The organism is Pseudonocardia sp. D17 (assembly GCF_036984265.1).
GTDB classification, from domain to species: Bacteria; Actinomycetota; Actinomycetes; order Mycobacteriales; family Pseudonocardiaceae; genus Pseudonocardia; species Pseudonocardia benzenivorans.
In genome coordinates this window covers 331,298-342,834 of sequence record NZ_BPRG01000217.1, presented here as the reverse complement: position 1 = coordinate 342,834, position 11,537 = coordinate 331,298, and the positions used below count along the sequence as shown (strand labels likewise).

Genomic DNA, 11,537 nt, shown 5'->3' with positions numbered 1-11,537 from the left:
CCTCATCACCTACGATGACAACGCGGCGGGTCACGGCGCAGGCCGGAGCGGGCACCGGAGGCGAACATCAGAGAACTCGGTTCACCGACTCGTATCGCATCCGACACCTCACCTCCTATAGTGGACGGAACTGCTCGCGATCCCGAGGTGGTTGTCGTATGACCGACGTGCTGGACTCCGCTCCCGCGCGGCCGAGTTCCGAGGGCCCGACCCCGGTCGACTCGACCGACTCCGCAGCCGTGGCGGAACTGATCATGGAGCTGCAGTCGGTGGGGCTGCGGATCGAGACGGAGCTGGAGACCAAGCGCACCGGCGGCGCAGGTCCCTCCGACTCGGGCATGCTCTGGATCGAGGGCGTCCCGGTGACCGTCCCGCCGAGCACTTCGTCCCCCTACGCGCTGCTGGCCGAGGACGAGGGCCAGGGCATCTACCGCGACGGCGTCAAGATCGCCAACGTCTCGGGCACCCGGCGGCCGCGCTACTACGACCTGACGACCGCCGACGGCATCCCCTACGAGCAGATCGCGCTGCTGCACCTCGACTCGCTGGCGTCGACGGTGGTGCAGGCCTGCAACTACTGGGGCAACTCCGACCAGTGCGGCTTCTGCGGCATCGGCCTGTCGCTCAAGGCAGGCCGCACCATCGCGAAGAAGACCCCCGAGATGCTCGCCGAGGTCGCCGTCGCGGCCAAGGAGCTCGACGGCGCGGTCGACGCGACGCTCACCACCGGCTCCTCCGTGGCCCCCGACCGCGGGGCGCTCTACGTCGCCAGGTGCGGCCAGGCCGTCAAGGAGGCGGCGGGGCTGCCCGTCGAGGTGCAGTTCGAGCCCCCGCGCGACCTCAAGTACATCGACCAGGTCCACGACATGGGCGTCGACGCGCTCGGCATCCACATCGAGTCGTTCGACCCGAAGGTGCTGGCCAAGGTGGCACCCGGCAAGTTCCGCACCGGCATGGACACGTACTTCCGCACGTGGGAGTACGCGGTCGACCTGTTCGGCGAGGGCCGCGTGTCCACCTACGTCATCCTGGGCCTCGGCGAGGACCCGGAGCTGACCGTCGAGATGTGCCGTCGGGCCGTCGACATCGGCGTGTACCCGTTCGTCGTACCGCTGCGGCCCGTCGCGGGCTCACTGCTCGAGGACCTGCCCGCGCCGTCGCGCGAGTACACCGAGCCGATCTACCGCAAGGTCGCCGGCTTCCTCGAGGAGAAGGGCCTCGGCGCCGACACCGCGGTCGCGGGCTGTGCGCGGTGTCAGGCGTGTTCGAGCCTCAACCTCGTCCAGCAGGCCGGCAACGCGCCCGCGTGTGGCTCGTTCGGCGCTCCCGCGGGAGGCGCGGCGTCGGCCCCGCTGCTGCAGATCGGCAAGCGGCCCGGCGCCTGAGCCACGCCGCACCACGAACGAGGGGCGGGTCCGCGACCGCGGGCCCGCCCCGTTCCATTCCGGACCGCTACTCGACGGTGACGCTCTTCGCCAGGTTGCGCGGCCGGTCGACGTCGCGGTCGAGCGCCACGGCCGCGTGATAGGCCAGCAGCTGCAGCGGGACCGACATCAGGATCGGGTCCAGCTCCGGCTCGTTGGCGGGGATGACGATCGTCCTGTCGGCGAGCTCCGCCGCGAGCTCCCGGTGCGCGACCGCGTAGATCGGGCCGCGCCGGGCCCGGATCTCGGCGAGCGTCGAGGTGTTCTTGTCGAGCAGGTCGTCGTCCGGCACGACGGCGACCGTCGGCAGCTCGGGGCTCACCAGCGCCAGCGGGCCGTGCTTGAGCTCGGCCGAGGCGTACCCCTCGGCGTGGACGTAGGAGATCTCCTTGAGCTTCTGCGCGCCCTCGCGGGCCACCGGGAAGCCCCGGCGGCGGCCGATGAACAGCACGCTGTCGCGCGTCGCGATCTCCTTGGCGACCGCCTCGATCGCGCCCGTGTCCCGCTCCGCGTCGAGGATCTCGGTGATCTGCGCCGGCAGCTTCGCCAACCCGGCGAGGATGCGCGCACCCTCGGTCGGCGAGAGGTCACGGATGCGGCCGAGGTGCAGGGCCAGCAGTGCGAACGCGGCGACCGTCGAGGTGAACGACTTCGTCGCCGCGACCGACATCTCCGCACCCGCGTGCAGGTAGATGCCCCCGTCGACCTGGCGCGCGATCGTCGAGCCGACGACGTTGATCACGCCGATGACCTTGCCGCCCTTGCGCTGGATCTCCTGCACCGCGGCCAGGGTGTCGCTGGTCTCGCCGGACTGGCTGACCGCGACGTAGAGGCTGTCGGGCTCGACGACCGGATTGCGGTAGCGGAACTCCGACGCCGACTCGGACGATGCCGGCACCCGCGCCAGGTCCTCGATGAGCTGGGCGCCGAGGTCGCCGGCGTAGCAGGCCGACCCGCAGCCGAGGATCTTCACCCGCTTGAACTCACGGGCCTCGCGGACCGTCAGGTTGAGACCGCCGAGGTGGGCGGTGGAGAAACGCTCGTCCAGCCTGCCCGACAGCGTCCGCTCGATCGACCGCGGCTGCTCCTCGATCTCCTTGATCAGGAAGTGCGCGTGGTCGCCGATCTCGGCGCCGATGATGTCCCAGTCGATCGTCGACGGGCTCTTGGCCGTCGAGCGGTCGTCGATGGTGAAGGTGCGGTAGCCGGTCGCGGTGATCGTCGCGAGCTCGCCGTCGTCGAGGTAGACGACCTGACGGGTGTAGCCGACGAGCGCCGCCGCGTCGGACGCGACGAACATCTCCTTCTCCCCGACCCCCAGCAGCACCGGCGAGCCGTTGCGCGCCACGACGATCCGGTCCGGGTGCTCGGTGTCGAGCACCGCGAGCCCGTAGGCCCCGACGACCTGCAGCAGCGCCAGCCGGACCGCCTGCTCCAGGGTCTGCGCGCCCGCGGTGAACGCCGCGGCGATCAGGTGCGCGACGGCCTCGGTGTCGGTCTGGGACGTGAACTCCACGCCGTCGGCCGCCAGCTTCGCGCGCAGCTCCTCGGCGTTCTCGATGATGCCGTTGTGCACGACCGCGATCCGGCCCGTCGCGTCGGTGTGCGGGTGCGCGTTCTCGGCGTTGGGCTCACCGTGGGTCGCCCAGCGGGTGTGCCCGATTCCCGGCGCGCCCTTGAAGCGGGCGGGCAGGTCGTTCGCGAGGTCGGCAACCCTGCCGCTCACCTTGCGCACCTTCAGCGCGCCGCGGTGCAGCACCGCGAGCCCGGCCGAGTCGTACCCGCGGTACTCCAGCCGGCCCAGGCCCTCCAGCAGGATCGGGGCCGCGTCCTGCGCCCCGACGTATCCGACGATCCCGCACACAGGCGGCTCCTATCCGTAGACGATGCGTCGCAACTGGCGGGCGGACAGCGCCGGCGGCACCACCCGGCGGACGGCCAGCTCGGCGCCCACCCGCTCGAAGATGCGATCGTTGGTCATCCCCCGACGTTGCAGCTCGCCGTGCCGACGCCGCACGAAGTGCTCCGTCGACTCGCCGAAGTAGCCGAGCATCTCGGCCACCACGCGCCCCGCCTCCCCTTCCGACAGCGGCGTGCTCCGCACCAGATGCTCGACGAGCTCACGGTGGGCATCGAGTTCTCCGGCGGGCACGGAGCCCGATCGTGCCCGGCCGACGTCCGACACGCCAGAATCCTGCCCGAAATCGGGCAGGATCGCGCCGCTGCGCGCGTCGAACCGGCCGTTCACCGGGTCGAGGGTCTCACGCGCGCTCCCGCCCAGGGCCGCGGGGTGGCCGGGCCCCCTGCGTTCTCCGACGACGCCCCGGCTGTCCCCTGACCGACGATCACCGCTCTGCACCGCGCGCTCCGAGACGAGCCCGCCGGGCGCCGTGCCCCTCTCAGGTGATCGGCGAACCAGGGACATGAGCGCCCCCGAGTGCGCCGGCGTCCCGCGAATTCCGGCTCGTCCGACGATGCGCAAGCGCGAACGTCTGCCCGAGACGGGCTTCCCATCTGCCACCGTTCGTCACGATGCACCGATGCCGATCGACGATCTGCTGCGGCGCCAAGGCGGGCTCGTCTCCGACGCGCAGGCGCGGGAGATACGGTGTCGCGCCGCGGACGTTGCAGCAACGGGCCCGATCCGCGGGATGGGCGAGGCTGCACCCGGGTGTGTACCTCGCGGCGGGTCATCGGCTCACCGACGAGGTGCGCGTTCGAGCGGCCTGGCTCTGGGCGGGTCCCGACGCCACCGTCTCGGGGCCCGCGGCCGCGTACTGGCTCGGGATGCTGCCGTCGGCTCCGGACCCCGTGGAGCTGACCGTGCCCGCCCGGACGAAGCCGCGAGCACAGCCCGGCGTGCGGATCCGGCGACGCGACCTCAGCCAGCTGGACCGCATCGGCCAGCGCGGCATCTGGCTCACCGGCGCCGCGCTGACCGTCCTCGACACAGCGGTCACGCTTCCCGACGGTGCGGCGTTCCTCGACCGGGCGCTGCAGCGACACATCAGCTTCGCGGCTCTGCACCACGCTCATTGCCGAGCGATCGGACGACGGGGATCACCGAGAGCCGGGAAGCTACTCACCGCGGCTGCCGACCGGGCAGGCTCGGTCGCAGAGCGCTTGCTGGTCAGGTTGCTGCGGGAGGCGGGGATGCGCGGCTGGCGGGTCGACCATCCGTTCCAGGAGTTCCGGATCGACATCGCGTTCCCGGCCCGCCGGCTGGCGATCGAGGTCGACGGCTGGGCCTGGCACGTCGACCCGGCTCGCTTCCGGGCCGACCGCCGCAAGGGCAACGCATTGGTCACGCAGGGCTGGACGCTCCTCCGCTTCACCTGGCACGACCTCACGACGGACCCCCAGGCCGTGCTCGCCACCATCCACGCCGCGCTCGCCCGTGCCGCGTGACGTTGATCGAGGTGCACGGGACATCGGCGCACCAGGATGCGCTCGAGTCCCGCAGATGGTGATCACCCCGGCGCCGAACGGCCCCGCCGGCACCGCCGGGGCACCCAAGGTCGTGACGCCGAGGCGCCGGCGGGGCAGGGTGCGCTCCCGACTTTGCGCCCGCAGGACGTCCGGCAGGGCGAGGAGGGCGGTCCGGGTCAGGCGGAGCGGGCGGCGGGGCGGTCGTCGGGGGTGGGCTCGTCGGGCGCGGCGGGCTCCAGCTCGCCCGCGGCCCAGAGGGCGGCGTAGCGCCCACCCGCAGCGAGCAGCTCGGCGTGTGTGCCCTGCTCGACGACGCGGCCACCGTCGAGGACGACGATCCGGTCGGCGCGGGCGGCGGTGGCCAGCCGGTGGGCGACGACGAAGGCGGTGCGCCGCGAGGTCAGGTGGTCGCCCGCGGCGAGGACCGCGGCCTCGGTGGCGGGGTCGAGGGCGGCGGTTGCCTCGTCGAACACGAGGATGTCGGGGTCGACCAGCTCGGCCCGGGCCAGCGCGACGAGCTGGCGCTGCCCCGCCGAGAGCCCCTGCCCGCGTTCCCCGACTGGGTGCCGGAACCCGCCGGGCAACGATCTGACCAGCGGCAACGCTCCGACGGCCCGGGCGGCGCGTTCGATCCGGGCCGGCGAGGCGTCGGGCCGGCCGTAGGCGATGTTGGCGGCGATGTCGCCGGTGAACAGGTGCGGCTCCTGGGGTACGACGCCCAGGTGCTGCCGGTAGTCCGTCAGCGGGAAGCGGCGCACGTCGACGCCGTCGACGAGCACGGCGCCGGCGCCGACGTCGTAGAACCGGCTGATCAGCTTCACCAGCGTCGACTTCCCGGCACCGGTGGCCCCGACCAGTGCGACGGTCTCCCCCGGCTCGACGGTGAGGGAGATTCCGACGACGGCGGGGTCGGCGGCCGCGTCGTAGCGGAAGCAGACGTCGCGCAGCTCGACCCGGCCGCGCAGCCGGGCCGGGACCGCCACCGCGGGTCCGACGCGCTCGTCGGGTCGGGCGGGGACGGAGGTCGGGGTGCGCAGCAGCTCCGAGATGCGGGTGAGCCCGACGCGGGCCTGCTGGTACCCGTCGAACACCTGCGAGAGCTGCTGGACCGGGGTGAAGAACATGCCCAGGTACAGCAGGAAGGCGGTGAGGACGCCGGGGGTGAGGTCGCCCGCGGCGACCCGGGCCGCGCCGACGCCCAGGACGAGGGCCTGCGCGATGTCGGACAGGTAGGCGACGCCCGGGAAGTAGGTCGCGATGTAGCGCTGGGCGCGCATCCGGGTGCGGCGGTAGGCGTCGCTGCGGGCACCGAAGGCCCGGGCGCTGTGCTCCTCGCGCACGAACGCCTGCGCGACCCGCACCCCGGACACGTTCTCCTGCATGTCGGCGTTGACGGCGCTGACCTTCTCCCGGGCCTCGGCGTAGGCGCGGGACGAGAGGCGTCGGAACACGACGGTGGCGGCGGCCAGCAGCGGCACGACCGAGAGCGCGACCAGGGCCAGCTGGGCGTCGGTGACGAGCAGCGCGACGGCCACGCCCACCACCGTCAGCAGGCTGACGACGGCCTGCACGAGCCCGGTCTGCAGGAACGTCGACAAGGCGTCGACGTCGGTGGTCATCCGGGTCATGATCCGGCCGGACAGCTCGCGCTCGTAGTAGTCGAGCCCGAGCCGCTGCAGGTGCGCGTAGCTGCGGACGCGCAGCGAGTACAGCAGGCTCTCGCCGGTCCGCGAGGTCACGACCGTCTCGGCCGCGACGACGAGCCAGCTGACCGCGACCAACCCGATCCCGAGCAGCGTCGCGACGACGATGGCGCGCCCGGACCCGCCGGTGATCCCGGAGTCGACGGCGTAGCGGGCGATGCTCGGGAACGCCAGCGAGCTCAGCGCGTCGAGCGCCACGAGGACCAGGCCCAGCGCGAGCAGGCCCCGGACGGGACGCAGGATGCGGCCGAGGCGGGCACCGTCGAGCGGCGAGGTGGGGTCGGTGTCGCCGAGCCGGGGCTCGTCGGTGGCGGGCGGCAGGGCCTCCACCCGCTCGAGGAGCTCGGGCGTCGCCGGGATTCCCCCGACGAGCGCGCTTGCGCCCGCGCTGCCGCGCACCCCGCCGCTCGACGCCGCGGCCGCCCGCACCGCACGGGCCGACCCGGCCCGGTCCTCGACGACGTCCGGCCAGAGCTCCGGGGTGACGCCGTCGGCGGTCGCCGCGGGCAGGGCCCCTCGGACCGCCTCCGGGGCCGGCGCGTCGGGAACAGCGGGACCGTCGAGATCTGCACCGTCGAGATCAGCACCGTCGAGATCAGCACCGTCGAGGTTTGGGCCGTCGGCGGCGAGCAGCGTCCGGAACAGCGGGCAGCGCGCCATGAGCTCGGCCTCGGTGCCGACGTCGACGACGCGCCCCTCGTCGAGCACCGCGATCCGGTCGGCCAGCGCCAGCGTCGACCGGCGGTGGGCGACGAGCAGCGTCGTGCGGTCCGCGGTCAGCGAGCGCAGCGTCGAGTGGATCGCGGCCTCGGTGGCGGTGTCGACGGCCGACGTCGCGTCGTCGAGCACCAGCACCCGGGGGTCGGTGAGCATCGCGCGGGCCAGCGCGATCCGCTGCCGCTGCCCGCCCGACAGCGTCAGCCCACGCTCGCCGACGAGGGTGTCGTATCCCTCGGGGAGCGCCTCGACGAACCCGGCGACCTGCGCGGCCTCGGCCGCGGCCCGGATCTCGGCCTCGGTGGCGTCGGGGCGACCGTAGCCGATGTTGGCCCGGATGGTGTCGGAGAACAGGAACGCCTCCTCGAACACCACCCCGAGCTCGGAGCGCAGGTCGGCCAGCCGCAGCCGGCGCAGGTCGACCCCGCCGAGGCGCAACGCGCCCACCTGGGGGTCGTAGAACCGCGGCAGGAGCAGTGCGACCGTGGACTTCCCGGACCCCGCCCCGCCGACGAGCGCCATGGTCTCGCCGGGCTGCACGTGCAGGGACACGCCGTCGAGCACCGGGTCGCGGCGGGTGTAGCCGAACACGACCTCGTCGAGCTCGATGTCCAGCGGCCCCGCGGGCAGCGACGCCGGCTCGTCGGGGTCGGTGACCTCGGAGGTGGCGTCGACGAGGTCGTACACCCGCTCGACGCCGGCCCGCGCGAGCTGCGCGGACACGATCAGGGAGCCCACCAGCCGGGCCGGCCCGACCAGCTGTGCGACGTAGGTGGTGAACGCCAGGAACGTGCCGATGGTGATCGACCCGCCCAGCGCGAGCGCCCCGCCGAGCCCGACGACCGCGACCTGGCCGAGGGTGGGCAGGGCGAGCAGCGTCGGGTTGAGCCGCGCGGTCATCCGCGCCGAGCGCATCCGCTCGGCGAACAGCCGCCGCGAGATCCGTTCCAGCGTGCGGACCTCGCGCTCCTCCTGCCCGAACCCCTTGACGACGCGCACGCCCGTGACGGTCTCCTCGACCTGCTGCGCCACGTCGGCGGCGCGCTGCTGGGCCGACCACGTGGCCGGGAACAGCACCCGCCGCGTGCGGTTGGTGACCAGCGCCGCGAGCGGCAGCATGATCAGCGCGACCACGGTGAGCAGCGGGGACAGCCACAGCATCGCGCCGATGGAGACGACCACGAGCACGACCGTCCCGGCGCTGAGCGGGACGATCTGCAGCAGGCTCTGCACGAGCTGCAGGTCGGTGATCGCCCGCGAGACGACCTGCCCGGTGCGCAGCTGGTCCTGCCGCTGCCCGTCGAGCCGCTGGACGGCCGCGAACACCTGGCGGCGCAGGTCGTGCTGCACGTCGAGTGCCATGCGGCCGGCCAGGTAGCGCCGCGCGAACGACGCACCGAACCGGACCGTGGCCAGCGACAGGACCGCAACGACGACGGGGACCAGCACGTCGGTGATGCCGCGGACCGCGTCGTCGATCGCGACGCGCGCGAGCAGCGGCCCCGCCGCATCGAGGCTCACGCCCAGCACGGACGCGACGAGCGCCCCGATCGTCACCCCGCGGTGACGCATGCAGGCGCCACCGAGCTTGCGGATCCAGCCGGTGCGCCCGTCCGTCGTTCCGTCCGCGGGTGCCTCCGCGGTGCGCGCTGCCGGTGCCACACGATCAGGCTATGCCCGCTCCCCGACATCCCGCCGACGTGCATCCACAGCCGTCCCGCGGTGCACGATCCGTGCCGATCGTCCCGTTCCGGTGATCGTCGGTGAGTACTAGCGTGGCGTGGGACACACCATCGCCGGACCCGGGAGCGCTCGATGACGCCGCACTTCCCCGACATCCCCTCGCTGCTCGCGCACTGGGCCACCGAGCGGGCCGACGACGAGGTCGTCCGGTTCGACGGTCGCACCTGGACGTGGCGGGAGCTGCAGGAGCGTGTGCACCGGCTCGCGGGTGCGCTGCGCGCGGCGGGTGTCGGCCCCGGCGACCGGATCGCGGTGCTCGACCTCAACCACCCGTCCTGCCTGGAGCTCACGCTGGCGTGCGCGCAGATCGGCGCGGCGAACGCCGTCGTCAACTTCCGGCTGGCACCGCCCGAGATCGTCTACGTGATCAACGACGCCGAGGCGAAGCTGCTGTTCGTCGGCCCCGAGTTCGCGGCGGCCGCGGAGTCGCTTCGCGAGAAGGTGCCGACGGTCGAGCGGCTGGTCCGCATCGGGGGCGCCGACGACGAGTACGAGGCGCTGCTCGCCGCGCACGACCCCGACCCGGAGGTCCACCCGGTCGCGCCGGACGACTGCTTCGTCCAGCTCTACACCTCCGGGACGACGGGCTTCCCCAAGGGCGCCATGCTCACCCACCGCGGGATGCTCGCGCACGCCGCGAACGTCCTGGCCGAGGTGCCGATGGAGGCCGGCGCCGTCGTGCAGGTCGCGATGCCGCTGTTCCATGTCGGCGGGACGAGCTACTCCTTCGTCGCGATGACCGCCGGGGCGCGGATGGTGATCATGCGCATCCCCGACCCGGCGGGCGTCCTCGACATGTTCGTCGCCGAGCGCATCACCCACACCTTCCTGGTGCCGGCGCTCATGGCCGCGCTCGCCGCCGTCCCGGACGCCGCCGACCGCGACTACTCGTCGCTGAAGATCCTCTCCTACGGCGCCTCGCCGATCCCGCTGCCCGTGCTGCGGGCCTGCGTCGCGCTGTTCCCGGGCACGTTGCAGCAGGTGTACGGGATGACCGAGGCGTGCGGCGTCGTCACCACGCTCGGGCCGGCCGATCACGAGAACCCCGACGTCGCGCACCGGCTCGTCTCCGCGGGCACGCCGATCCCGGGCGTGGAGATCGAGATCCGCGATCCCGCCACCGGCGACCGGGTGCCGACGGGCGAGCCCGGCGAGGTGTGGGTGCGCACCGAGCAGCTCATGGCCGGCTACTGGCGCAAGCCCGACGCGACCGCGGCCGCCATCACCGACGACGGCTGGCTGCGCTCCGGCGACGGCGGTCACGTCGACGCCGACGGGTACGTCTACGTCACCGACCGGATCAAGGACATGATCATCTCCGGGGGCGAGAACATCTACCCCGCCGAGATCGAACGCGTCCTCGCCGAGCACCCCGACGTGGGCGACGTCGCGGTCATCGGGGTGCCCGACGACCGGTGGGGCGAGGTCGGCAAGGCGGTCGTCGTCGCCGCGCCGGGCGCGACCGTCGACGAGGAGTCGCTGCTCGCCTACTGCCGCGAGCACCTGGCGTCGTTCAAGTGCCCCAAGTCGGTCGACGTCGTCGCGGAGCTGCCGCGCAACCCGACGGGCAAGGTGCTGAAGAAGGACCTCCGGGCGCCGTACTGGGAGGGCCGCGAGCGCCAGACCGTCTGACCCCGGGCGTCGGCACCCACGTCACCCGTCATCACCCGACCCGACCCAGCGGACGGAGGCCGTCATGGCCCTGCGCGTCGGAGACCATCTCGCCGCGAGCCTGCCCGCGCTGCGCCACGAGCCGATCGCCCGCCGGGTACGGGCGTGGTCGGGCGGGACGCTGCTGCTCGACTCCTCGCGCGCGGCGCTGGTGTGGGAGCCGGGCCGGGTCGTGCCGCAGTACGCCGTCCCGGTCGACGACGTCGTCGCCACGCTCACGCCCGACCCGGGTTACGCCGGCCGTCGCGACGGGCCCGGCGCCGTCCCCGTCGGGCCCGCCGGCGCCCAGGTGCTGACGCCCGAGACCGGGTTCGGCGTGCACAGCACACCGGGCGCGGTGCTGACGATGAGCACCGGGGCGGCGCCGTTGCGCGGGGCCGCGTTCCGCCCCGAGGACCCCGACCTCGCCGGGCACGTCGTCGTCGACTTCGCCGGCCCGGACACGTGGTGGGAGGAGGACGAGCCGGTCGTCGGCCATCCGCGCGACCCGTACCACCGCGTCGACGCGCGGCGCAGCTCCCGGCACGTGCGGATCTCGGCGGACGGGGTGCTGCTCGCCGAGAGCCGGACGCCGACGGCGGTGTTCGAGACCAACCTGCCGGTACGGCACTACCTCCCGCGGGCCGACCTCGTCGCCGACCTCGCGCCGAGCGACACCGTCACCACCTGCGCGTACAAGGGCGTGGCGAGCTACCTGTCCGCCGGCGGCCTGCCCGACGTCGCGTGGACCTACCCGCAGCCGCTGCCCGACGCCACCCCGCTCGCCGGGCTCGTCGCGTTCTTCGACGAGCGCGTCGACGTCGAGATCGACGGCGTCGCGCTCGCCCGGCCGCGCACACCGTGGTCGTAG

Annotated in this window: 7 protein-coding genes; 4 read left to right on the top strand and 3 right to left on the bottom strand. The window is 73.4% G+C overall.

Translation table 11 applies throughout. The features are described from left to right. Positions 1-158: 158 nt before the first annotated feature. Positions 159-1,385 (top strand): MSMEG_0568 family radical SAM protein, encoded by a 1,227-nt coding sequence (locus tag PSD17_RS31100; RefSeq protein WP_339125952.1) that lies wholly within the window; start codon positions 159-161, stop codon positions 1,383-1,385. A 67-nt stretch (positions 1,386-1,452) separates the two neighbouring features. On the opposite strand, the gene glmS is transcribed toward PSD17_RS31100, so the two are convergent. Together glmS and PSD17_RS31090 are read right to left on the bottom strand one after the other, a co-directional pair. Next, the gene (glmS, locus tag PSD17_RS31095) at positions 1,453-3,288 is read right to left on the bottom strand and encodes a glutamine--fructose-6-phosphate transaminase (isomerizing) (RefSeq protein ID WP_013677150.1); all 1,836 of its coding nucleotides are present in this window, start codon (positions 3,286-3,288) and stop codon (positions 1,453-1,455) included. Between the two features lie 9 nt (positions 3,289-3,297). Then, entirely contained in the window at positions 3,298-3,672 is a 375-nt protein-coding gene (locus tag PSD17_RS31090; RefSeq protein WP_428835525.1) for a hypothetical protein, read from the bottom strand. Positions 3,673-4,133: 461 nt separating this feature from the next. On the opposite strand from PSD17_RS31090, the gene PSD17_RS31085 reads away from it, so the two are divergent. Further along, entirely contained in the window at positions 4,134-4,832 is a 699-nt protein-coding gene (locus PSD17_RS31085) for a DUF559 domain-containing protein (protein ID WP_339125951.1), read from the top strand. Between the two features lie 197 nt (positions 4,833-5,029). On the opposite strand, the gene PSD17_RS31080 is transcribed toward PSD17_RS31085, so the two are convergent. After that, positions 5,030-8,845: an ABC transporter ATP-binding protein gene (locus PSD17_RS31080; RefSeq protein ID WP_132975756.1), complete on the bottom strand. Its 3,816-nt coding sequence runs from the start codon at positions 8,843-8,845 to the stop codon at positions 5,030-5,032. 243 nt (positions 8,846-9,088) lie between these two features. On the opposite strand from PSD17_RS31080, the gene PSD17_RS31075 reads away from it, so the two are divergent. Beyond that, the gene (locus tag PSD17_RS31075) at positions 9,089-10,648 is read left to right on the top strand and encodes a long-chain-fatty-acid--CoA ligase (protein ID WP_013677154.1); all 1,560 of its coding nucleotides are present in this window, start codon (positions 9,089-9,091) and stop codon (positions 10,646-10,648) included. Between the two features lie 64 nt (positions 10,649-10,712). Then, positions 10,713-11,537 carry a DUF427 domain-containing protein gene (locus PSD17_RS31070; protein ID WP_013677155.1) on the top strand — a complete coding sequence of 275 codons (825 nt, stop codon included), beginning with the start codon at positions 10,713-10,715 and terminating at the stop codon, positions 11,535-11,537.